The organism is Thermodesulfobacteriota bacterium, from assembly GCA_026415035.1.
Classification (GTDB): domain Bacteria; phylum Desulfobacterota; class BSN033; order BSN033; family UBA1163; genus RBG-16-49-23.
Map to the genome: position 1 here is coordinate 12,814 of JAOAHX010000012.1, position 22,998 is coordinate 35,811.

Here is a 22,998-nt window from a genome sequence, read left to right on the forward strand (position 1 = left end):
ATGATCGTGACCTGCGCCTCCTGCCTGACCAAGTATCATCTGGACGATTCGCGCGTATCTGAGAAGGGAGCCAAGGTTCGATGCTCCAGGTGCAAACACGTCTTCTATGTCGTTCGGCCTCCAGAGTCCCAGGAGCAGGTGGCGGAGAGTTTTGAATCCTTTGCCCGGTTTCATCAGGAGCTGATCGGGACCGAGCAGCCGGAGGGCCAACGAGGCATGGAGGAGGAGGAAGAGGAAGAAAGGGTGGCGCCCTCAGGAATGGAAGGCCTGGGTGAAGAACGAGAAGGCGAGGGCCTTTTCACGACCCCCCCGCCTTCGAGACCGGCCCAACCTTTCGAACCCCCGACACCGGAGGAGGCCAAAAGCCCGGTACAAGAGCCACCTCGGAAGGCAGCGCAAGATTTATGGAAGGTCAGGAGAAGAAGGCCGAGATTTCCACGCTTCCTCGCCCTTCTTGCAATCGTGACGATTTTGCTCCTGACCCTTTTTTACCTTTGGACAGAGCTAAAGTCTGGAGGCCGTCTGGCTACCTCTTTGAGCGACCCGATCGGGAAGGTCACCCGGTTATGGGAGAAGCTTTGGGGAATTGAGTCGGAGGGATTGGTCCTCAAAGACCTCGTCGCCCATGAGGAAAAGGTCGGAGAGCTTTCCCTGTATATTATCGAAGGAAAAGTTACAAACCAATCGACCAAGTTGAAGCGATTCATCAAGGTGAAGGTGACGATCTTTGATCAGAACAAGATCAGGGTGGCTGAAAAGGAAGCCCTTTGCGGTCCTACCCTCAATCGAAGTGAGCTGAAGAATCTCCCGGCCTCGTTCTTCGCGGGCGATATGGTCCTCCAGCCGAAAACGGAGAAGGAGACGATGCTCCCTCCCGGCAGCGGCCTCCCCTTCATGGTCCTCTTTAAAGAACTGCCCCCCCAGGCCAAGGAGTTTAAAGTGGAGATTGTCGAGGCCCCGTCGGTCTAAGTCGAAGTCGGGGCGCACGATCGTGCTCCTTGGGAGGTTGGAGGTTCCCTCCTCGCCAAAGTCAAGGCCCCGAGGAGCCCTGTGTCTTGATCCCCTTCGTGTAGATTTCGATCAGGGTGAGCGAAAGGGTCATGATCAACGGTCCCGCCACCAGGCCGATCATGCCGAAGGCCTGGATCCCTCCGAGTACGGAAAAGAAGAGCAGGAGGGGATGGATATTCGTTCGGGAGCTGACGAACAGGGGCCGAAGAAAGTTATCCACCATCCCGATCAGCAGGACCCCCAACGCCAAAAGGAGGAGGCCCCTTAAAAAAGCCCCTTGAAAGAGGAGGAGGATGGCCGCGGGCCCCCAGATGAGGGCCGTCCCTCCCATCGGGATGAAAGAGAGGAAGGCCATGGCCGTCCCCCAGAAGATCGGGGAAGAGAGTCCCAAAATCCAGAAAGAGAAGCCTCCCAAAGCCCCCTGAAGGATCGCAATCAAAATCCCTCCATAGATCGTAGCCGAGACCATCTCTTTAAATCGCTGAAGGATGATTTCGCGCTCTTTGGGACGAAGGGGCAGGATCTCCCTCAGGTTTTTTAAGAGGCGGTCTCCATCCTTGAAGAAGTAGTACAGGGAGAGAAGGGTAAAAAAGAAACTGACGAGAAAGGTGGAGATCGATCGAAGGAGGTTGGAGGTCTGGGTGAAGAGAAAGGTGCTGATCTGTTGGACATTCTTGAGCAGAAAGTTGATCGGGTCGGCCTGGGAGACATCCACGTAGGGTTTCAGCCGTTCCATTCCCTTTTTGACCATGGAAAATTCCAGGAGGCGGTCCAGATAGGATTGGAGTTGGCCGGTTTTGATCATCTCCTCGAGGCGGTGGTAAAAATCGATGACCTCGTTGGCGAGGGCGACGATGAGGAGCCCGGCCGGAAGGAGGATCAAAAGAAGGACGAAGAACGTCATGATCAGGGCCGGAAGGACTTTTTTTTCCTTAAAGAAACGTTGAAGTTTCAGGAAGAGGGGGTAGAAGACGATGGCCAGAAGGATTGCCCAGAGGAGGGGGGTCAGAAAGGGAGAGAGGATCCGGTAGAGATAGTAAAAAGTGAGGGAGGCCAAAAGTAGAATGAAGATGAGAAAGATGTGCTCTCTTCTCATAGGGAATTCCTCTTTCTCGAAGGGATGGGGATTAGAGGGATTGTCGATAAACCTCCACCGTCTTCAACCGGAATCGTCCAGGGCCCTTCACGAGATAGATCAGAGGAAGACTGACGAGGGTGATGGCCATCTTCACGACATACTGGCCTTGGATCAAGGGCCAGATCGGCATGAGACCGTAGAAGGCGAGGCAGATGAAGAGGACGCTATCGACCCCTGTCGAAATGGCATTGCTGACCAGGACCCTGAGCCATCTCGGACCCCGAAGGCGGGTTTTCCAGAAGGCGAAGAGCTCGGCGTCGATCAACGAACTGACGAGGTATGCCGTCAGGCTTGCGAAGACGATCCTCGGGGTGGTTCCGAGCACGCTGGCATAGGCCTCTTGCCCGGTGTAGAAGGTCGCAGGGGGGAGAAGGACGGTCAGTTGAGCATAGGCCGCAAGGAGGAGGTTGGCGGCGAAAGCGGCCAGGATGACCCTCCGCGCCCCCTGTTTGCCCATCGATTCGTTGATCAGGTCGATGAGGGTGAAGGTGAGGGTATAGATGAAGATGGCGGCGGGCACAACCAGTCCTCCGATCTGGATGGGCTTGGAGGCGGTGACATTGGCGACCAATTCACAGGCGATGTAGAGTCCGATGAGGAGGATCGGCATGGTACTTTTCACTCCTTGGATCGTAACAGAAGGATGGGGGTTTCGGCCCGGGTCAAGACCTTAAGGGCGATGCTTCCCAGAACCCATCGGGTGATGCCGGAGCGGCCATGGGTGCTCATGACGATCAGGTCGGCCCCGATCTCTTTGGCGTAGTCGATGATCTCCACGGCCACCTGCTGCCCCGTCTTCACCATTGCGGAGGCCTTGACCCCTTTCTTTTTCAACTCCTCGGTCAACTCCTGAAGATACCGTTCGGCCACTTCCTTCTGCTTCTCGTCGATGACCAGCGGCGTGACCAGCTCGGGGGACCCGTAGATGGGGAGATAGGGGACGACCTCGAAGAGAACGATTTCCGAGCCGAAAAAGACGGCCAATTTCTCTGCATGGTCCAGGGCCTTTTTGGCCAGCTCCGACCCATCGAGGGGGACGAGGATCTTTCGGTACATCTGCCACCTCCTTCAAAAGGTAAAATGGGAAGGACCCTTCCTGATTGGGACGATTTCTTTATATCAGCTTTACCGTCATTAAGCAAATGCGAAGTCGGTTTTCCATCCGGACCCCATCCAACCGCCCGTCCCCAAAATTTTTATCGGGGCAGGTTAGGATGACCCGGTCAGAAATGGCTTTGCCTTTCGCGAACCGGTTCCAGATCACAGGGGCCCCCTTTGAGGCTTCCAAGGCTTCGGCAAAGAGGGGTCCGTTGAATCGGCTGCGGGTGAGCAGCAGGTCACTTAGGAGGGGATTCGGAAGGCGGTGGGGTCCATCGGAGGATCAAGGCATCTTCATCCCCATAATATCCTGGGGCGATGCCCACGATTCGAAATCCCATCCGGCGATAAAAGGCCTGGGCCCGGAGATTGCTTTTCCTCACCTCGGCCAAAAGTCCTTTTGGGGAGGAAGCCTCCATGGCTTTTCGAAGGAGTTTTCTTCCGATCCCTTCTCTTCTATGTTGAGGGAGCACGGCAAGGGAGATGAGGTGGCCCTCCGGCGTGAAGACGATATATCCCAGAACCTTTTCTTGATGGCCCTCGTCGGGTTCGGAATAGACGAGGAATTGTTGGGGAAAGAGGGCGTGAAGGCGGATGAAGGTCCTCCTATCGTAGGGAGATTTCGGAAAGGATTGGCGTTCGATGGCGAGGATGGCGTTGAGGTCTGACAGGGTGAAAGGCCGGATCATCGGGCGTTCTTGATTCCGGAAATGATGGAGACGATCCCCCCCGTGAGCGATCGAATGGAGACCTCTGCGAGTCCGGACTCCTTCAGCAAGGCTCGATACTCCTCGGCCGATTGAAAGCGGAGGACGGACTCCGGAAGATAGGCATAGGCCTCCGGATCGCCGGAGACCCATCCCCCGATCCGGGGAAGGATCTTCGTAAAATAGACCAAGTAAAGCCTTTTCATCCACCCTCGCTCCGGGAGGGTGAATTCGAGGATGACGATCTTCCCACCGGGTTTGAGCACCCTGACCATCTCAACGAGGGCCTCTCTTTTCTTCGGAATGTTTCTCAAGCCGAAGGCGATGACCAGACCGGAAAAGAGTTGGTTTGGAAAAGGGAGGAAGAGGGCGTCTCCGAGTCCAAGATGGACGGACTGAAGGAGCCCCTTTTTCAATAGTTTTTCCCTCGCCCTCCGGATCATCGGCTCGGAAAAGTCGAGACCGACCACCTTCCTCCCCTGAATTCCCTGGCGGATCAACTCGATGGCCACATCCCCCGTACCCGTGGCAATGTCGAGAAAATGGCCCTGTTGTCCGGAGAACTCCCGGACGGCCATCCTCCGCCAGTAAACGTCTCTCCGGAGGCTGAGGAGGCGATTGAGAAGATCATACGTGGGCGCGATGCGGTCGAAGAGGGAACGGACCGACTCGGGTTGAAGCCGATAAGGCGCCATGAGTTCCATTATAGCCAAAGAGATCCTCAGAGAGCAATTGACAGCCATTCCTTGAATGGATAAAATGTCCCCATGAGAACCGCTCCATCCTATCGGGGGTCTATCATTTACTTTCTTCCCTTTCTGATCTTCATCCTCTCAGCCTCCTCGGCCAATGGCGAGATGTATCGGTGGGTGGATGAAAAGGGGACGCTCCATTTTGCCGATGACCTATCGAAAGTTCCTGAAAGGTATCGGTCCGAAGCAGAAATGAGAAAAACTCCTAAAGGGATGGGGGAGGCCTCCCCGGTCAAGGGGTCAGATCCACCCAAGACGTCTCCCCCCGCCTCTCTGCCTCCTCCCGTCCAAGAACCTCAGGGATTTGAAGTCCCGCTTCATAGAAAACATGAACTCTGGCTTACGGAGGTTATCCTGAACGGGAGGTGGAGGCAATATTTTGTCGTCGACACAGGGGCCAGTTTCACCCTCATCAGCAGGCAGACGGCCAATGAGCTGGGGATCACCATCAACGAGACCACGCCCTTCCTCAGGGTCACCAGCGTGAGCGATGTGATCCTGACCCCCTTGGTCAATTTGAGGTCGGTCCGGGTGGGCAAGGCCGAAGTCGAGAATGTGGATGCCCTCGTCTATACGATGCCCACCTACCAAGGCCTTTTAGGAAACTCCTTTCTCAACAAATTCAAAGTGGTCATCGATGCTCTCAACAGCAAGATGATGCTCTATTCGATGCAGGGGACCCCCTCTCCTGAGCGACCCGGCGGTTTCTCGAAGGAGTACTGGGTAGGGCAGTTCAGGTTCTATCTCCAGAATTTGGAGGACCTCAAGAGGCTCAAGGCCTACTACGAACAGAGGGGTTCGCGCTCCGAATTGACCCGGGTCAACAATGCGATCCTCTATTTCGAGAATCAGCTGAGCGAGTTGGAACGGAGGGCGTCCTTTGCGGGCGTGCCCAGAAACTGGAGAGAATGAAAATAGAATAAAAAGTCAGGGGGTGTACAGAACGACCAGGAGTTTGGAAACCTCGTCGGAGAGGTTTCTGAGTTTATGGGGGATGCCGGAATCGAAGTGGAGCGTCTCCCCTTTTTTGAGACGATTCTCATTTTCTCCCACCCGGACCTCCACCTCGCCTTTCAAGACATAGATGAATTCCTCTCCCTCGTGCCGGTATTCCACCATCCGATGATCCTGTTTGGGATCGATCGTGACCAAGAAGGCCTTCATATGTTTGGTCTCCGCGTCCGGGGTGAGGGTTTTGTAAGAGTAAGCTTGGGTCCGTTTGTAGAAACTCTCCTTTCTCTTCTTGAGCAGGGCCTCCTGTTCCTCTGCCGAGAGAAAAGAGCCGGAGTCCACGGAGAGGGCTTTTGAAATCTGGATGACCGCAGAGACAGGGGGGATGACCTTACCCTCTTCGATCTCCCTGAGATAGCGATTGGAGAGGCCCGTTTTGTTGGCCAGGGCTTCGAAGGTGAGTTTTCTCAATTGCCGGAGCTGCTTCATCTTCGCCCCGAAGGATTTCTCGTCCACCTTTTTCGTTGTCATACGCTCCCCCTCTCTCCCTCCCAGAATGAACCCATTATAATGCGAATGATATAATTTTCAACCGAATTTTACAACCCGATGCCATTCGAAGGGGCGGGAGGTTTTCCTATGGCTGACTTGATTCACTCTTTTCACCATGAAAAAAGAGGATCAACATAATCTAAAACGAATACGCCACTAAAAATTACAACGCCACAGAGGGTTTCGTCCTCCCGGCGAGCAGGCCTATCCTCGGCCTGCGCCTGAGCTTACCCGAAGATCTTTTTCAACTCTTCCTCATCCTGGACCGGGGGCAGGCAGGTGAATCCCCGGCAGACATAGACCGTGGGAGCCGGGGGGATCTCCCTCCCCTTTAAAAAGGGGAACCAATCCCCTTCGATCGATTCTTTTGGATCCCGGTGGGCCAAGATCTTATTCGGGATGAAGGCCTGATAGAGGACCTGAGCCATCTTTTTCGTTTTCGGATCGTCTTTTGGGCCAAGGAGGCCGATCTCTTCCGGATAGAGGTAGAGGAAGAATCCGGAGAGCATCTGTGGAAAGGCTATCGGATGTTCCGAAAGGAGATCGTAAAAGAGGCGCAAAATCTCTTCCCCTTTCTTCTTAAGGGATCCCTCTCCCGTGAGATGGCCGAGGCGGAGAAGATTGGTCAGGCCGATGGCGTTCGGCGAGGGAATGGCTTGGTCATAGGGATGCTTCGAACGGGCGATCAGCCTCTCGTTTGAGCTTCCGGTGAAGAAGAAACCGCCCTCCTTCTCATCCCAGAACTGACCGAGGAACCTCTCGTTGAGGACATAGGCCTGCCGAAGATATTTCAAATCAAAGGTGGCTTCGTAGAGATCGATGAGGGCCTGGATGAAGAAGGCATAATCTTCCGAATAACCCTTGACCTGCCATCTTCCCCGATTATAGACTCGCATCAGGGTCTCTTGGCTTATCCCCCCCTCCAGGATAAACCGGGCCGCCTCCTCGGCAGCCTTCAGATAGGAGGCCTTGCCGGTCAATTTAAACCCATCGGTGAGGCTGGAGATCATCAACCCGTTCCAGGAGGTGAGGACCTTCTCGTCCCTCCCCGGCCTCACCCTCTTCTCCCTTTCAAGGAAGAGTTTTTTTCGGCCCTCCCTCAACAATATCTCCAGTTCCTCGACAGGGATGCTGTAAAGCTCGGAGACCTTTTCAAGGGGATGGGAGACATGGAGGACGCTCCTTCCCCCTTCGAAATTGCCTTGGGGGGTGACCCCGTAATAGGCGCAGAAGGCCGTCCCCTCTTCTCGGCCCAGGATCGCTTTAATCTCGTCCCTTGTCCAGACGTAGAATTTTCCTTCCTCCCCTTCGCTGTCTGCGTCCTGAGTGGAGAAGAAACCGCCCTCAGGGGCCTTCATCTCCCGAAGCACATAATCGAGGATCTCCTCGCCTATCCGGAGAAACCCTTCTCTTCGGGTCGCCTGAAAGGCCTCAAAATAGGTCCGAGAGAGGAGGGCATTGTCGTAGAGCATCTTCTCGAAGTGAGGGATCAGCCAACGTTCATCCACCGAGTATCGATGAAATCCTCCCCCGAGATGGTCGTAGATCCCGCCGTTGGCCATCTTCTCAAGGGTGGTCTCCACGATCCGGAGGGCCTTCCTCTCGCCGTTCCTTTTCCAGTATTTTAGAAGAAACGAGAGGGCCATGCTGTTGGGAAATTTGGGGGCCCGGCCGAAGCCTCCGTTGACGGGGTCGAACTGCCCCTCGATCGCCTCAAAGGCTTTGGCAAGCAGGTGGGGGTCCGGATCGCTTTTGGAGGGCTCGATCTTGACGATCTGTTGGAGCACCTGCTCCATCTGTCTTTCCATGCCCGATACCTCCCCCCGGTGGGTCCGGTAATAGTTGGCGACCGTGAGGAGGACCCTGGGAAAGCCGGGCATCCCCATCCGGTCTTCCGGAGGGAAGTAGGTCCCCGCATGGAAAGGAACCAGCTGAGGGGTCAAGAAGACCGTCATGGGCCATCCCCCGCTTCCGGTCAACGCCTGCAGCGCATTCATATAGAGTTCGTCGAGGTCCGGCCTCTCTTCGCGGTCCACTTTAATGTTGATAAAATGTTCGTTCATGATCCGGGCGATCGCCTCGTTTTCGAAGGACTCCTTCTCCATCACGTGACACCAGTGGCAGGCGGAATAGCCGATGCTGAGGAGGATGGGTTTGTCCTCTTTGCGGGCCCGACTCAGGGCCTCCTCCCCCCAGGGATACCAATCCACCGGATTGTGGGCATGCTGGAGAAGATAAGGACTTGTTTCATGAATCAACCGATTCGTATATTTCGGTTCCATTTTGATCTCCTTGAGCATTTCGCAACGCTCGGAAGGTCGCGGGAGAGACCCTCCGAGAGGGCCTTCATCTTTTTGAAGGCCCCTGCCTCTTGTAAGTGCCAACCCATCTGGCCTGATCGAGAATGTGCCCTTTCATCGCCCTTTCGAGATCCGATTTCGTCGCCTCAGGTCCCAACGGGAGAAGCCGGTCGAGGGCATAAAGGTCGATCGCATAGCGGTGGGCCCGGCCGGGCGGGCAGGGACCTCCATAGGTCTGTTTCTTAAAATCGTTCGTGCCCTGAATGGCGCCCTCGGGCATCGAGCCCTCCTTGATCTCTTTCAACCTGGGATCGATATTCCAGAGAATCCAGTGGACATAGGAGCCTCGGGGAGCATCGAGATCATCAAAGACCAGTGCCAGGGACTTTGCCTCCTTGGGGACGGATTCGATCCTGAGCGGGGGATTGATATTGGCCCCGTCACAGGTGTAAGCCGAAGGAATCCTTCCCGTATGGTCGAAGGCCGGGCTCCAGACCTTGAGTTTCCCCTTTGAGCCCTCCTGGCCATAAACAGGGGAGGTGAGGAATAGGAGTAGAAAGAAAAAAACACCCCATCTCATCTAACTTTCCTTTTTTCATCTTCGATTACAGGCTCAAACGTCTTGGGCCTGACATCGGATTAGGAAGATCGGTTTTGTTGCATGGCGAAGCACTTTTTCCGCGACGCTCCCGAGGAGAAACCGCTTCACGCCACTTCGGCCATGGGTGGTCATGGCGATCAGATCGATATCGTTCTGGGCCGCGTGCTCGACGATCTCCTCCGCATCGTTTCCGTACCGGACGTGGCTGTCCACCTCAAACCCTTTGGCCCTCAACCGCTCCTCCACTTCCAGCAGATACGTCTCGGCTTCCCGAACGGCTTTGAGTTGGGCCTCTGTCGGATCGATCCCTGGAAAGGTGCTGGCCAAAGCCACCCGCAAAAGGGAGAGGGAGGCCTTGAGCTCGGAGGCAAGCCTTTCGACCGCCGGCAGGACATTCTCCGCGCACGAAGACCCATCCAATGGGACAAGAATTTTCTTTATCTTATCCACCTTCTACCTCCTTTCTAAGGAAAACTTAATAACGGCCGTAAGGATTGTCAATCGGAGGAGATCCCCTGGGAAGGATGAAGGTTAAGGGGCGACCCGGGCCTTTTAGTTCCGTACGGGGTGATGGGCAACCACGATCTCCTCTCCGACAAGAGAGTAGACGCTGTTTTTAAGCCACTGCCGGTCATCCCTTTCCGGGAAGTCCCTTCGGTAGAAGGCCCCCCGGCTCTCCTCTCTTTCAAGGCTACCCTTCAGGATCGCCTTGAGGAGAAGGGCTCCGTTTTCCATTTCCCTCTTCCGGAACAACTCCTTGACCGTCTCCGGAGAGACTTGGTCGATCTTCGTCTCCAAGGTATGGAGGCGTTCGAGCCCTTCTTTGAGCAACGACTCTTCCCGGATAGGCCCGGCAAACTTCCAGGCCAGGTGTTTCAACTCTTTGAGGAGGTCAGAGGATCGGAAAGCCCCCCCTCTTTTCCGCTTGAAATATTGGTTGGCCCTCTTCTCCCACCTCTTCTTCAAGGGTTCGGCCATGAGGGTCCAGCCCGTCTGTTTTGCCTCCTCTGCGGCGGAGCGCCCGGCGATCCTTCCGAAGACCGCACATTCGGTCAGGGCATTTCCGCCGAGGCGGTTGGCTCCATGGAGGCCCCAAGCGACCTCCCCGGCGGCATAAAGCCCTGGGAGAGAGGTCCTCCCGTTCTCGTCGATCTCCACGCCTCCCATGCAGAAATGGACAGCGGGAGCGACCAGAAAGGGCCGCTCCCGGAAGGGGAACTTCGACCGTTCGAGGAGGGTCAAGGGATAGGCCTTCCAGCTCGTTTCTGGAACCTGCCTCAGGTCGAAATAGACCTCCCCGGTTCGAGTAGATTCCATAAGGGAAAGGGTTAGGGAGTCCCGGCGGGTGATGATGGCCCGATTCAAATCGGCTTCGATGCCCAATCGTTCGAGGAGGTCTGCGCCGTGTTCATCCATGACCTTGACCCCGTCGGGATAGGGCGGATAGAGGATGAAGGTGTGAAGGCCCGGTTCGGCCAACACAAAGGGATAGAACTGGACAAATTCGAGGTCCAGAAGCGGAAGGCCCGCTCGCAGGGCCAGCCCATAACCGTCCCCAAGGGTGCTTCTCTGATTGTCATTTCTCCGGTAGATGGCTCCCCCGCCCCCCGCGGCAAGGATCACCGCTTTCGACTGGACGAGACAGGGCCGGCCGTCTCTTAAAAATCCGAAGGCGCCCTGAACCCTACCCTCCCCGACCACCAAATCGAAAACGACCAGACCTGGCAGGCAGTGGATGGAACCGAGGCCCAGCCTCTTTTTCAAGCTCCTCATGAGAAGGACGCCCGGGATTTGATCGCATCCACCGGATCGATCGACCATGAACCCCATCGGGACTTCGACCAGAGATACCCCCCATGCCTTCAACTTCTCCATGGCTTCGGGCGCCTGATCGACCAACCGGCGGACGATCTGCGCATGATTCAACCCCCGGCCCGCCTTCAACGTCTCCTCCTGGTGGTTCTCTGTTGAGAACCGTTCATGGGACGCGGTGAAGACCCCGTTGGAGATCGCACTGTTGTTCCCCATCCCGATGGCAAACTTTCCTACAAGGGTCGTCCTGACGCCCACCTCTTCGGCCGCCAAAGCCGCCATGATCCCGGCCAACCCACTTCCGATGACGAGGATCTCCGTGGAGAGTTCCTCCATGATTCTATTCCACCTTCAACCTGCGAATTTCGTAGATCACAGGATTCTGAACATCCGGGCAGGGATGGCGGGCCACCTCTGGGTCGGTCAGCCAGGGATAGGTTGCTCCGTAGAGCATCCCGTGGATCTTGTAGAACATGCTGCAGAGCGAATGCCAGCAGATCTTTCCCTCGATCCCTTGGCCGTCGAAGGTGGCCCAATCGCCCACCTGATGTCCGAAGGGACAATTCCCCTTCTGCTCGATCACCTTCACTTCTACCCGATAGGGGGCCTTCATCTTCCTCTCCATGGGGACACACCCCCTCTCTTCCCCTGAGCAAGGCCAAGGGGCGTCGCAAGGGTATCGCGGGAAGGGGGGTTAAAGGAAAAGGGCCTATTTTCTCTTCGGCTTCATCGGCTGTTCACAGCAGATGATGTCGCAGGTCTCCACACACCCGCAGACCTCATCGACCGAGACCACCAGGCCACAGACGCTGCATTTGTAAGCATCGCCCTTCTTGACCCCTTTTTTCGTCACCGCTTTGGTGGCCTTTTGGGGAGTGCTTTTGGTCGCCTTCTTCTGTGCCATCGACGTCCTCCTTGTTTTGGATTAGCCCTCTCGGATCTCTTCCAGCTCGAACCTCAAAGGGCCGATCGGAAGATCGAGCTCCAGGCAGATCGGGATCCGGTGACGGTCCGCGGTGTACCAGATCCGAAGGACCCCTTCTTTGTCCCCGAAGCTGTGGAAAGCGAGGGACGATTCTAAAAGGATGGCTTCGACCTCTCCGAGGATCTTGGAGGAGAACCTCAGGCTCTTCGATTGAAAAAGCAATTGACGAAACCTCACCCCATCGAAGATCGAGAATCGGATGTCCCGGTCGGTCGGAAGGCCTTCCTTCAGATGGTACCGGGCGAATATCGCCAGCGGATCGTAGGCTTCGGACGGGAAGAAGACCTCTCTTCTTTCGCCCGATCCCTTTTTCTCAACCATGGCCTTGTGACGGAGAGGATCGAAGGTAATGGTCTCCGAATACTGTTTCTTTTGGATGAAGAGGCCCTCCTGATCGATCTCCTTGACGTAGCGAATGGAGGTGAAGGGTTCGGTTTCCATCAGAGAGGCGAAGCGGTTGTTCATCCGGAAGAATATTTTGGGAAGGGAGAGGGAGGTGACCCTCGCCTCGATCTTCCAATGAGACCTTTCTTCCTTCCCGGGGCCGTGCCCGATGCTCAGGGTGGCTTTCAGGGCCGGCATGCCCCATTTCCTCGCCGTATAATGGAAGACCCTCTCCTTTCCGTTGTCCCGGTGGGGGAAGGCGGTCTCTTCCCTGCCGTCGGCGAAGGTGATCGAAGGAAAAAGGATCAAGAAGATCGTTAAGGGAAGCCAAAGGCCGAAGATCGTTTTCTCGAAACCTTTTCCCATCCTCAAATCATTTTTCCATCCCATCGATGAATCGTCCAGAGAACCCGAATTCAAGGGTGGCCGTGAACATGCCCTTAACCACAGTCCGAATAGCCACAGAGGCATTTCATGCAACCCTCCTCAAAGAGGAGGGGGCCCCCACATTCCGGGCAGGCGCCCCTCTTAAACCAGGGGCCCATCTCACGGCCCCCTTGCGAAGACCCAACGCCCTGGCCAGGGGCCTTCTGGTCTTGGGAATGTCCTTCCAGCCCCGCCATCGCTGAACGGCTCTGGCCGGCCTTCATCTTTTGAAGATGCCACTCGATGGCCTTGGCCACGGCATCCGCACAGGAGAGGATCTTCCCGTTCTGGTGCCAGACGGGCATATGACAGCTGATCCCTTTCAACTGTCGGATCACGTCCTCGGGTTCGATATCCGATCGGAAGGCCAGCGAGACCAATCGGCCGATCGCCTCGGACTGCGAGGCGGCGCATCCGCCCGCCTTTCCGATCTGGTTGAAGATTTCGAAGAGACGGCCCTCCTCGTCCACGTTGACCGTGACGTAGAGGTTGCCGCAACCCGTTCGGATCTTCCAGGTCGACCCATGAATCACGTCCGTCCGAGCCCTCGGCTTCCTCTCTATTTTCGAAGGTTCCCTGCCCTCTCCCGAGGATTTTCCATCGGGGCTCCCCAATCCCTTGTAGAGGACCTGCTTCTGCCTGCTCCGATCCCGGTAGATCGTCACGCCTTTGCATCCCAACCGATAGGCCAGCTGATAGACCTTGACCACGTCTTCGACCGTGGCCTCGTGGGGGAAGTTGACGGTCTTGGAGACGGCATTGTCGGTGTATTTCTGGAAAGCGGCTTGCATCCGGATATGATCTTCGGGAGAGATCTCATGGGCGGTGACGAAGAGGCGTCGGAGGTGTTCCGGGATCTCTTCGACGTCTTGGATATGGCCGCTTCGGGCGATCCGGTTCATCAGGGCCTCGGAATAAAATCCCTCCTTCTTCGCCGTCTCCTCAAAATAGGGGTTGACCTCGAGAAGTTCTTTTCCATCGAGGACATGGCGGACAAAGGCCAGGGCGAAGAGAGGCTCGATTCCCGAGGAGGCCCCGGCGATGATCGAGATCGTCCCGGTGGGCGCGATGGTCGTCACGGTGGCGTTTCTCATAGCATCCCAGCGCTTTCGAAGGACGCTCCCTTCAAAATTTGGAAAAGAACCTCTCCGAAGGGCCAGATCGCGGGAGGCCCGCTTCCCTCTCTCCTGGATGAAGGCCATGATGCGTTCTCCCACCTCGAACGCCTTGGGATGATCGTAAGGGATGCCCAACTGGATGAGAAGGTCGGCGAATCCCATGACGCCCAGGCCGATCTTTCGGTTGGCCTTGGTCATGGCCTCGATTTGGGGAAGGGTGTAGCGATTCATGTCGATCACATTGTCGAGGAAATGAACCGCCTCTTCCGTGACCGAGCCCAGCCGCTCCCAGTCGATCTCTCCGCCCGTGACCATGTGAGCGAGGTTGATCGAACCTAAGTTGCAGGATTCGTAGGGAAGAAGCGGCTGCTCGCCGCAAGGATTGGTGCTCTCGATCATTCCGACCTGGGGAGTTGGGTTGTCCTCGTTGATCCGGTCGATGAAGATAATCCCGGGGTCCCCGTTTTTCCAGGCATAGTAGGCCATCCTCTCGAAGACCTCCCGGGCGTCGAGGTGATTGACGATCTGGTGGGTTCGTGGATTCCGAAGGGGATACGACCCTCCCTTTTCGACCGCCTCCATGAATTCGTCCGTGGCCGCCACCGAGATGTTGAAATTGTTGAACCGGTGGTCCTCGTCCTTGCACTTGATGAAGTCGAGGATGTCGGGATGATCCACCCGGAGGATCCCCATGTTGGCCCCCCGGCGGGTGCCGCCCTGCTTGATCGCTTCGGTGGCATGGTCGAAGACGCTCATGAAAGAGACCGGGCCGCTCGAGACCCCCTTGGTCGATCCCACCACATCGTTCTTGGGCCGGAGCCTCGAAAAGGAGAAGCCCGTTCCTCCTCCGCTCTTCTGGATCAGGGCCATCTGCTTGACCGCGTCGAAGATCTCCTCCATCGAATCTCCCACCGGGAGGACGAAACAGGCGGAGAGCTGTTGAAGTTCTCTGCCCGCATTCATCAGGGTGGGCGAGTTCGGGAGAAAGTCGAGGGAGGCCATCAGGTTGAAGAACTTCTCCTCGATCGCTTCGAGGTCGGCCGAAGGATCATAAAGGCGGTCGGCCTGGGCGATGTTCTTCGCCACGCGGCGGAAGAGGTCCTCGGGAGTCTCGATGACCTCGCCGGTGGAATCTTTTATCAAGTACCGTTTTTCAAGAACGGCCATGGCATTAGGTCTCAACGGGATCGCCACCATTTCCTCCCGTAATTCAGCGGTTAATTTTTGAGGTGCACAAGATCTATTTGCCTTAAAGAAAGTTAACACAATATTTAGGAGTGTCAAGGAAAATTTCTCGACGATTTAAACTGGAAGGGTTGACAATCCCATGAAAAGGCCCTAGGATGGTTTTGGTGGTGAGGATCGCCCCCTATTTGAGACAAAGAGAGAGAAGGGATGATCCGCCAATTTTTCGGCAAGGTTTATAAGATCGAGCTTCCCATCCCCTTTCCCTTGGGGACGACCAATGTCTACTTCATCGACGATGCCCCTAAAACCCTCGTCGATACCGGGATCAGGACCGATGCCTCTTTCGAGACCTTGAGGAGGAGTCTCCAGGAGTTAGGATTTTCCATCGAATCAATTGAGCGGATCCTGGTCACCCACGGCCATATCGACCATTACGGACAGGCCCAGAGGATCTCTTCCCTCTCCGGCGCTCCCATTTACATCCACCCGAAGGAGTACGGTCGGATTCGTTCTCTCATCCACACCTTCGGTCCCCTGAAATCGATCCTGCTCCGAAACGGCGTTCCAGAAGAGCTGGTCCATCAGGCCGTGGGCTTCATCGGGTCGGCCCAGAAGCTGGCCGATCCCCTCAGCGAGGCCTTCTTCCTCGAAGAGGGGGAGACCATTCCCTTCGCCTCCATGACCTGGAAGGCCATCCACTGCCCCGGCCACAGCCCCGGCCTGCTCTGCTTTTACTGGCCAGAAAGAAAGGTCCTCTTCACTGGCGATCATCTTCTCAAAGAGATCACCCCCAATCCGGTCTTGAACGTTCCTGACAGCCGGTCGCCCCTCCGCTACTCGAGTCTCCAGGACTATCTCTCGTCCCTGAAAAAGCTGGAGGGTTTCGAAATCGATCTCCTCCTTCCCGGCCACGGAGAAGAGGTGGACGATGCTAAGGCCCTCATCCGGAAGATCACCGAACACCATCGGGAGAGGATGAATCACGTCCTCGCCTCTCTCTCCAGGGGTGAGAAGACGCCCTACGAGATCGCCTTGGACCTCTTCCCGGGCGTCCCTCCCTTCGAGGTCTTCTTGGGCATCTCCGAGGCCGTGGGCCATCTTGAAATCTTGAGGCAAGAGGGCAAGGTCTTCCTGAAAGAGAGGGAGGGGAAGGACTATTACGCCTTGGAGCAGGAGATCGCCTCCGTTCCGGGTTGAGCCCCCATGATCATCCTCCCTTCTCCTCCTGGATCTTCCTGGCCCTCTTGATCTCGTCGAGGTAGTATCGGATCAGGGGCGACATCTCGGGCGGCTGCCAGTCGGTCTTCTTCGGATCTTCGGGCCAGGTGAAGGGGAGGTGGATCACCTCTCCCGGTCTGGTCGCCTTTTCAAAGACGGAGAGGGCTTCGAGAAGGACCTTTCTCTGTCCCTCCCGGTCTCCAATCTGTCCCACAGGCCTGCCGTAAGGATACTCGATGGCCGCCACGCGGGGAATGCCCACGGCCCGCGTAAACTCCCAGGTTGGACTGAGGACCACCGTTGAAAAACCCTTCTCCTCGAGGAACCTCGCCGCCAGTCCGACGGACTGACAACAGAAGGGTCAAGCGGGTGTGAGCAGAACCGCCTCCACGCCTTCCTCCCTCATATGCCTCGAGATGGGCTCGATGGCCTCGCTGAGAAATTCGGTGCTCTGCCATTGAAATCCATAAAAGGAGTAGGCCGTGGGAGCCAGCCTTCCGATCACGCCCTCCTCCTCCAATTCCGCCATCCTCTGGAGAGGGAGGACGACGTTGATGTCCTCCTTGACGAGGGTTGTGTTGATATGGAGGTGATTGCACTCGATCTCCTTTTCCGTTGTCCCTTTGGGGATCTTCCGATAGGAGCGATCGCCCCAGAGAGGCTCCCGCTTCTCCCTCTCCATGTCGAAGGGCGGGTCGGCCTTCAGGCTGATCCCTGCACTCGTCACCAGGGCGAAGGTCGTCTGGTTCAAAGGTTTCGAAAGGGGTGTCCAGGGGATCGTCCCCTGATAATCGCCATCGGGGATGAACGTCTTCACCCACGCCTTAAGCCCGGGGGGAAGAAACCGGAACCCATCCACGATCTTCCTCTGATCCATGATCTCCTCCTTTCTCGTAGATTTCGAGCCATCCCCTCTCATGGGGCCCCCAAGATCATCGCTCCTCCCAAGAGGTATCAAAAGGCCGAGGTTTTGTCAAATCGCCCGAAAAATGGCGCCTGGTCTATCAAATCCATTGACACCTCTTCGTCCTGAGGATAGAATTTCGAAAACCTCCTGGAAGGCCGGTCCCTTCCAAATCCCATTCGTAGGAAAGGAGCCTCCGATGATGTGGCAAAGATCCTTAACGGCCTTGACCTTGGCCCTGTGCCTGACGACTCCCCTGTGCGGCTGGGCAGCGGGAGATTTCGAATGGATGGCCGAGTTTAACCTGCGAGCCGAAGCAGACATGTCCCATTTCAGGGCAAGGCTTGCGGCCCGTTTTAAAGTGGGAGAGCCCCTGATCGAGAAGGTCCTAAGCCAGGTGGCCAAACCGGCCGAGGCCTATCTGGTCTTTCGTCTCGGGGAGATGTCGGGCAAACCGCCCGAAATCGTCCTCGAGAGATATAAATTGGAAAAGGGAAAAGGTTGGGGGGAACTGGCCAAGGGCCTGGGCATCAAACCGGGCTCCCCAGAGTTCCACGCTTTAAAAAGGGGGAGTGACCTCTACGAAGAGAAGGAAAAAAGAAGGGAGAAGACGAAAGAGAAGGGAAGGGCCAAGGGCAAATCTTAGTGGGTTTGGACCATGCGATTCGGTTTCCACATCTCCATTTCGGGCGGCTTTTCGAAGGTCGTGGAGAGGGCTGAGATCCGGGGTTGCGAGACCATCCAATTCTTCTCTCGAAATCCAAGGGGATGGGATTACGAGCCTCTCGATCCGGAGGACGTGGAGATCTTCTCCCGATCGGTTCAGGCATCGGGCCTTTTTCCTCTCTTCCTCCACCTTCCTTACCTTCCCAATGTGGCCTCGAAGACCTCGAAATTTTACAGACGTTCGATCGAGTCGATCGTCACCGACCTCAAGAGGGCAGAGAGGTTAGGCACCCCGTACCTGATCATCCACATTGGCCACCGTTTGGAATCCTCCGAGGAGGAGGCCATGGAGGCCGTGATCGAGGCCGTGAACCTGGCCTTTGCCCAGGCAAAGAATTCCACCACCCTGTTGTTGGAGAACACCGCCGGACAGGGGACGGAGATCGGCTACGACTTCGGCCAGATCGGAAAGATCCTCGAGGGGATCGAGGAGAGGGAGAGGGTCGGCATCTGCCTCGATGTCGCCCATGCCTTCGAAGCGGGTTACGATCTTTCCAACCGAGAGGGGATCGATCGAACCCTCGATGCCTTCGACCGCACCATCGGCTTGGAGCGTCTCCATCTCCTTCACCTGAACGATTCCAAGACCCCTCTGGGATCGCGAAAAGACCGACACTGGCACATCGGGGAGGGCTATATCGGGCTTGAGGGGNTTCGACATCTCATCAATCACCCCCGTTTGAGACATCTTCCCGGCATCATGGAGACGCCGAGAAAGGATACGGTGGAAGATTTGAAGAACATGAGGGTGATCCGGAGCCTCGTGGAGTAACCCTTCTCGGGAGCTGGGTCTCCAACGAAACCCCGAAAAGGCCGAAGAGCCACCTCCCTTGGGCCTTGGATCGCCCATGAAAAACCCCTGCGAATAGAGACGGAAGACCCCCGGGGGGCCGGAAGATCGCGATGCTTCCTCCCCAGATCCCTCATTACAGCGTCGGTCCTTTCATCGGCCTCGTCGCCAACGCCGTGATGTCCATCCTCTGCCTCGCCATCATGGCCCTTTATTCCCATTACCGCCCCCTGAGGAGCCTCTTGCTCTTCTACCTCCTCTCCACGTGTCTGTTCCTCGGCTGGGTCATCTATGGATTTCAGGGGTCTCCCCGGACCATCCTGTTAGGATATCGGATCGACCTCGCGGCCCTCGCCCTTCTGCCGGCCAGCTGGTCCTGGTTCACGGCCTCCCTCTACGGCCAGAGGCTGGGCAGGCTGCCAAAGGGTCTGGTCGTCGCGGGATCGCTTTTGGCCCTCCTCGCCCTTTTCGGAAAGGGTCCCTGGTTTTTGGGACTCCCCCTCGAGCCCCATGACATGGCCACAGACATTCTAAGACCCCAATCCAAACTGCTCAGGCCTTTGATCCACCTCTTTGCCCTGAGCGCTGGGGTTTTCTACTGCCTCGCCTTTGTCAAAAAGTTTCTGAGGCGAGAGGGGCCGGGTTATCTCTATCCCTTTGCGACGGGCATGATCCTCTGGCTCATCGGCGGGGGCCACGATGCCTTGCGCTCTTCTGGCCTGGCGACCCTCTTCGATGGGCAGATCCTCTGGTTCACCTCCCTCTGGCTCTCCATCTTTCTTTCCCTTTCAGTGGCCCTTCATTTCCGATCCCTCGAGAGGGCGGTGCGGGAGACGAAGGATGTTTTCGAAAAGTTCGTCCCGCCCGCTTACCTCCGGCGGATCGCCACGGCCGGCCTCGGCTCGGTTCGGCTGGGCGAGGCGGACCAGCAGACCGCGGCCATCCTCTGCTGCGATATTCGGGGATTCACCGCCTTATCGGAACGCCTCTCCCCGGTCCGATTGATTCACCTGGTCAACCAGCTCTATGAAGAGATCGCCCTTATTGTGAAGGGCCGAGCGGGCGTGATCGACAAGTTTCTCGGAGACGCCGTGCTCTGTCTCTTCGAAGGATTGGAAGCCGCACGGCGGGCCGTGGACTGTGGCATGGAGATCCTCTCCTCGGTCAAGGGCTTCAATCGAGCCCATGCGATCTCAAAGGAGGATGAAATCCAGATAGGGATCGGCCTCCACTTCGGACCGGTCATCCTGGGAACGATCGGTTCTAAGGATCGGATGGATTCCACGGTCTTAGGGCTTACGGTCAATCTGGCCAAACGTCTCGAAGAGTTGACGAAGTCTATGGGAGTGGCCATGCTCCTTTCCGAGGAGGTGGCCTCTCAGCTGCCCGGGGGATACTCCGCTCGATTGCGGGATTTCGGAGAGGTGAGGGTGAAAGGGAGTTCTTTTCCCATCCGGGTCTATGGGGTCGATGCGGAGGATTGACATTTCAGAGGGGCCGAGCTGCCTTTTAGAAAAGGCTGAACTTGAGGTATCTCCTCGGGTTCGTTTTGATCTCTCTGAGGAGCTCTCTCAACTCTAAGGCTGCCCCCCGAAACTCCTCGAGCGTCCTCTCCATCTCTTTGCTCAAGGTCTGGTCTTTCAGCAAAGCCCCGGCCAACCCCTCCCCTTCATCGATCCTCTTCAAAATGGAGGAGAGATGGGCTGTGGATCGGCTCAGTTGATCGTAGAGGGAGGGGTCCTCGATCATCCGTCTCAGCGTCCCCGTCTTCTCGTTCAATCCCCGGCTGAAGACCTCGAGGTCGCGAACCAGAGGCCCTGCGTTTTTGAATACCTGCTCTGCGGCAGAGGCCGTGGCCAGGGCCTTCTCGTAGAGCGAGGGGTCCTCCAAAAGCCTTTTAAAGGTCCCCTGGCTCTCGGCGACCTTTTGGCCGATCTCTTCCACGGATTCCTTCGTCTTCTGGGTCACCTCCTCGATGGAGGAGACCGCGGATAGGACCCTCTGGTAGAGGGTTGGATCTTCGATGAGCCTCCGGAACGTCCCCTCGGAGGTCCTCACCTCTTCGAGGAGGGTCGAGAGGGTCTGGAGGCTTCGATTGAGATGGTCGTAGATGGAGGGATCCTTCAGGAACTTGGAGAGCGTCCCCCCGCCCTCGTCGATCTTCAGGATGAGGTTGTCCAATCGCTGGATCACATCGCCCACCTTCCCGATCGAGGCCCCAGCGGTCTCCATGATCTCCGAGATCTCGACCGGGACCATACCCTTGATCATGTCCCCATCCTCAAAAGGATCGGCCTTCGGAGAGCCCGTGGTGAGTTCGATATATTTGTCGCCCAGGAGGCCCATCGTCATGATGGTGGCCCGGGCATCCTTCTTGAGGAAATTCTTGAAGTCCTTTCGGAGGGAGATCGTCACCACCGCGCCGAGGTATCGATCGAGACGAATGTCCTTGACCGACCCGACCTCGGTCCCGAAGATCCAGACGGGGGCCCCCTTCCTGAGACCCCTCACATCTTGAAATTGGGCCTTGATTTCGATCTTGGGAGAGAGGATCTTTTCGATCCCTCCGGCGAAGAAGACCGCGATCAGGAGGATGAGAAGGCCGAGCGTGACCACCACGCCCACCTTCAATTTGGACCATCGCAGCTGTTTTCGCATCTCAAACATCGTGTCCCTCCATCGGTCGATCCGTCAACGGTTTCCTTCGAGGTTCAGTTCCCTTAGAAAGATTCGGATTTCAGGGAGGGTGGATCGCAACAAGGCCTCCCGGTCTCCGTCGAAGACGATCCTCCCTCCCTTCAAAAACATGAAACGCCGGGCCAGCCTGAAGGCATCGAACATCTTGTGGGTGACGAGGATGAACCCCCCTCCCTGGTCAGCGATCTCCAGGATCAACCGGCAGATGACGTCAGCACTGATGGGGTCCAGGCCGGTCGTGGCCTCGTCGTAGAGGAACATCTTCGGTTCGAAGGCGGCCATCGCCCTCATGATGGCCACCCTCCGTTGCATCCCCCCGCTTAGTTCCTCGGGCATCTGTCCGATCGCCTCTTCCAGGCCGACCCTTTTTAGGAGGTCCCTCACCTTCCGGTCGATCTCCTCCTCGGTCATCTTCGTATATTCCCGGAGCGGAAAGGCCACGTTCTCCTTCACGCTCAAGGAGTCGAAGAGCGCCCCATCCTGAAAGACCATGCTGAATTTGGTCCGCACCCCCCGGAGTTCTTCCTCGGACTTGCCGGCAATGTCCTCGCCGTCGATGTAGATCTTCCCCGAGTCGGGCGCGAGGAGGCCGATGATGAGCTTCAGAATGGTCGTCTTTCCCTCTCCGCTCCCTCCGAGGATGGCCACCCGTTCCTCGTCATGGATGGAGAAGTTAAGGTCTTCCAGGACGGTGCGATTCCCGTAGGCAAAGGAGACGTTCTCGAATCGGATCATACGCTGAACCCCAACAGGTAGAGGAGGATCCGGGTCAGGACGAAGTCGGCCACGATGATCGCGATGAAGGAGAGGACCACGGCCCGGGTCGTGGTCCTCCTCAGACCGGTGGCCCCTCCTCGGGTCGAGAGGCCCATGTAACAACTGATGCAGGCGATGAGATACCCGAAGATGAAGGGTTTGATGGAGCCCGCCAAGACATTTTCATAGATCAAGATATCCCGTATGGAGCTCCAGAAGAAGGTCCCGCTCTGATGGCTCACAAAGACGGCGATATAGTAGGCACCGAACAGGGAGACGGCGTCTCCGATGATCGTCAGGACGGGAAGCATGGCGATCGAGGCCCAGAGCCTCGGCGTGACCAGTTTCTTGACGGGATCGACCCCGAAGACGCGCAACGTATCGACCTGATGGCCCAGGACCATCGAACCCAGTTCGGAAGCCATCCCCGAACCGACCCTTCCGGCGAAGATGAGGGCCGTGAGCACCGGCCCGATCTCCCGGATGATGGAGATTCCCACCACCTTGCCCGTGTACATCTTCAACCCGAGCCTGGAGAGTTCCGCAGAGAGCTGGAGGGAGAGGGCCATTCCGATGAAGAGAGAGATCAGGAGGACGATGAAGAGGGACCCCGATCCTGCATAGTCCATTTGTTCGACCAGGTCCCTCGCGTAGAAGGGTCGTCTGGCCACCCCCATCAAACCATGGTAGGAGAGGAGGTAGAAGTCCTGCAGGCCTTGGATGAGTTCTCGGAGAGGCCTCTTCCGCATAGGGCTATAGTTTATCAAATTTTTCTTTCATGGTTCAATGGAAAAGGCTCACCCTTCAAGCTCCTGCCGAGGCAGGTCTTTTGATGTGAGAAGAGGGGGTGAGACAAAGGAACGGGAGGTCCTTGGCGATCAGGG

At 56.7% G+C, this 22,998-nt stretch carries 25 protein-coding genes; 6 read left to right on the forward strand and 19 right to left on the reverse strand.

Going from position 1 to position 22,998, the window contains the following annotated elements:
- On the forward strand, positions 1-969 hold the full coding sequence (locus N3G78_08490; protein MCX8117952.1) for a zinc-ribbon domain-containing protein: 969 nt from the start codon (positions 1-3) through the stop codon (positions 967-969).
- Between the two features lie 61 nt (positions 970-1,030).
- Here the strand turns inward: N3G78_08490 and N3G78_08495 are convergent, their stop codons facing one another.
- The 5 genes from N3G78_08495 to ubiE form a co-directional block, all read right to left on the reverse strand.
- Positions 1,031-2,107, reverse strand: coding sequence for an AI-2E family transporter (locus N3G78_08495; GenBank protein ID MCX8117953.1), 1,077 nt, complete (start codon positions 2,105-2,107; stop codon positions 1,031-1,033).
- A gap of 31 nt (positions 2,108-2,138) precedes the next feature.
- Positions 2,139-2,759 carry a queuosine precursor transporter gene (locus N3G78_08500; GenBank protein MCX8117954.1) on the reverse strand — a complete coding sequence of 207 codons (621 nt, stop codon included), beginning with the start codon at positions 2,757-2,759 and terminating at the stop codon, positions 2,139-2,141.
- An 8-nt stretch (positions 2,760-2,767) separates the two neighbouring features.
- Positions 2,768-3,205 (reverse strand): universal stress protein, encoded by a 438-nt coding sequence (locus tag N3G78_08505; GenBank protein MCX8117955.1) that lies wholly within the window; start codon positions 3,203-3,205, stop codon positions 2,768-2,770.
- Positions 3,206-3,486: 281 nt separating this feature from the next.
- Positions 3,487-3,936, reverse strand: coding sequence for a GNAT family N-acetyltransferase (locus tag N3G78_08510; GenBank protein MCX8117956.1), 450 nt, complete (start codon positions 3,934-3,936; stop codon positions 3,487-3,489).
- The gene (gene ubiE, locus N3G78_08515; GenBank protein MCX8117957.1) at positions 3,933-4,649 is read right to left on the reverse strand and encodes a bifunctional demethylmenaquinone methyltransferase/2-methoxy-6-polyprenyl-1,4-benzoquinol methylase UbiE; all 717 of its coding nucleotides are present in this window, start codon (positions 4,647-4,649) and stop codon (positions 3,933-3,935) included. The genes N3G78_08510 and ubiE overlap by 4 nt, the downstream gene beginning before the upstream one ends.
- 72 nt (positions 4,650-4,721) lie before the next feature.
- On the opposite strand from ubiE, the gene N3G78_08520 reads away from it, so the two are divergent.
- On the forward strand, positions 4,722-5,618 hold the full coding sequence (locus N3G78_08520; GenBank protein ID MCX8117958.1) for a retroviral-like aspartic protease family protein: 897 nt from the start codon (positions 4,722-4,724) through the stop codon (positions 5,616-5,618).
- A gap of 15 nt (positions 5,619-5,633) precedes the next feature.
- Here N3G78_08520 and N3G78_08525 read toward each other — a convergent pair whose 3' ends face one another.
- The 9 genes from N3G78_08525 to N3G78_08565 form a co-directional block, all read right to left on the reverse strand.
- Complete coding sequence (locus N3G78_08525) at positions 5,634-6,188, reverse strand: XRE family transcriptional regulator (protein ID MCX8117959.1); 555 nt, start codon at positions 6,186-6,188, stop codon at positions 5,634-5,636.
- Positions 6,189-6,436: 248 nt separating this feature from the next.
- Positions 6,437-8,491 carry a thioredoxin domain-containing protein gene (locus tag N3G78_08530; GenBank protein MCX8117960.1) on the reverse strand — a complete coding sequence of 685 codons (2,055 nt, stop codon included), beginning with the start codon at positions 8,489-8,491 and terminating at the stop codon, positions 6,437-6,439.
- A 64-nt stretch (positions 8,492-8,555) separates the two neighbouring features.
- Positions 8,556-9,089, reverse strand: a complete 534-nt coding sequence (locus N3G78_08535; GenBank protein MCX8117961.1) for a YbhB/YbcL family Raf kinase inhibitor-like protein — start codon at positions 9,087-9,089, stop codon at positions 8,556-8,558.
- A 33-nt stretch (positions 9,090-9,122) separates the two neighbouring features.
- Positions 9,123-9,560, reverse strand: a complete 438-nt coding sequence (locus N3G78_08540; protein ID MCX8117962.1) for a universal stress protein — start codon at positions 9,558-9,560, stop codon at positions 9,123-9,125.
- Between the two features lie 102 nt (positions 9,561-9,662).
- Positions 9,663-11,258 carry an FAD-binding protein gene (locus N3G78_08545; protein ID MCX8117963.1) on the reverse strand — a complete coding sequence of 532 codons (1,596 nt, stop codon included), beginning with the start codon at positions 11,256-11,258 and terminating at the stop codon, positions 9,663-9,665.
- Positions 11,259-11,262: 4 nt separating this feature from the next.
- Positions 11,263-11,547, reverse strand: coding sequence for a TIGR04076 family protein (locus tag N3G78_08550; GenBank protein MCX8117964.1), 285 nt, complete (start codon positions 11,545-11,547; stop codon positions 11,263-11,265).
- Between the two features lie 84 nt (positions 11,548-11,631).
- Positions 11,632-11,826, reverse strand: coding sequence for a hypothetical protein (locus tag N3G78_08555; protein ID MCX8117965.1), 195 nt, complete (start codon positions 11,824-11,826; stop codon positions 11,632-11,634).
- A gap of 21 nt (positions 11,827-11,847) precedes the next feature.
- On the reverse strand, positions 11,848-12,657 hold the full coding sequence (locus N3G78_08560) for a DUF3108 domain-containing protein (GenBank protein MCX8117966.1): 810 nt from the start codon (positions 12,655-12,657) through the stop codon (positions 11,848-11,850).
- Between the two features lie 74 nt (positions 12,658-12,731).
- Positions 12,732-15,029 (reverse strand): vitamin B12-dependent ribonucleotide reductase, encoded by a 2,298-nt coding sequence (locus tag N3G78_08565; GenBank protein ID MCX8117967.1) that lies wholly within the window; start codon positions 15,027-15,029, stop codon positions 12,732-12,734.
- Positions 15,030-15,230: 201 nt separating this feature from the next.
- Here N3G78_08565 and N3G78_08570 point away from each other — a divergent pair, with 201 nt between their 5' ends.
- A complete protein-coding gene (locus N3G78_08570; GenBank protein MCX8117968.1) occupies positions 15,231-16,220 on the forward strand; it encodes an MBL fold metallo-hydrolase in 990 nt (329 codons plus the stop codon).
- 10 nt (positions 16,221-16,230) lie between these two features.
- Here the strand turns inward: N3G78_08570 and N3G78_08575 are convergent, their stop codons facing one another.
- Positions 16,231-16,539, reverse strand: coding sequence for a hypothetical protein (locus tag N3G78_08575; protein MCX8117969.1), 309 nt, complete (start codon positions 16,537-16,539; stop codon positions 16,231-16,233).
- A gap of 63 nt (positions 16,540-16,602) precedes the next feature.
- Complete coding sequence (locus N3G78_08580; GenBank protein ID MCX8117970.1) at positions 16,603-17,118, reverse strand: glycine/betaine/sarcosine/D-proline family reductase selenoprotein B; 516 nt, start codon at positions 17,116-17,118, stop codon at positions 16,603-16,605.
- Between the two features lie 226 nt (positions 17,119-17,344).
- Between N3G78_08580 and N3G78_08585 the strand changes: the two genes are divergently transcribed.
- From N3G78_08585 to N3G78_08595, 3 genes are all read left to right on the forward strand, one after another.
- The gene (locus tag N3G78_08585) at positions 17,345-17,791 is read left to right on the forward strand and encodes a hypothetical protein (protein MCX8117971.1); all 447 of its coding nucleotides are present in this window, start codon (positions 17,345-17,347) and stop codon (positions 17,789-17,791) included.
- Between the two features lie 12 nt (positions 17,792-17,803).
- Positions 17,804-18,643 carry a deoxyribonuclease IV gene (locus N3G78_08590; GenBank protein ID MCX8117972.1) on the forward strand — a complete coding sequence of 280 codons (840 nt, stop codon included), beginning with the start codon at positions 17,804-17,806 and terminating at the stop codon, positions 18,641-18,643.
- A 131-nt stretch (positions 18,644-18,774) separates the two neighbouring features.
- A complete protein-coding gene (locus N3G78_08595; protein MCX8117973.1) occupies positions 18,775-20,145 on the forward strand; it encodes an adenylate/guanylate cyclase domain-containing protein in 1,371 nt (456 codons plus the stop codon).
- 25 nt (positions 20,146-20,170) lie between these two features.
- Here the strand turns inward: N3G78_08595 and N3G78_08600 are convergent, their stop codons facing one another.
- Genes N3G78_08600 through N3G78_08610 form a run of 3 tightly spaced genes read right to left on the reverse strand, consistent with a single transcriptional unit; the run spans position 20,171 to position 22,863 of the window.
- Positions 20,171-21,328 (reverse strand): MlaD family protein, encoded by a 1,158-nt coding sequence (locus tag N3G78_08600; protein MCX8117974.1) that lies wholly within the window; start codon positions 21,326-21,328, stop codon positions 20,171-20,173.
- A gap of 24 nt (positions 21,329-21,352) precedes the next feature.
- Entirely contained in the window at positions 21,353-22,093 is a 741-nt protein-coding gene (locus tag N3G78_08605) for an ATP-binding cassette domain-containing protein (protein MCX8117975.1), read from the reverse strand.
- Positions 22,090-22,863 (reverse strand): ABC transporter permease, encoded by a 774-nt coding sequence (locus N3G78_08610; protein ID MCX8117976.1) that lies wholly within the window; start codon positions 22,861-22,863, stop codon positions 22,090-22,092. The genes N3G78_08605 and N3G78_08610 overlap by 4 nt, the downstream gene beginning before the upstream one ends.
- Positions 22,864-22,998: the final 135 nt, after the last annotated feature.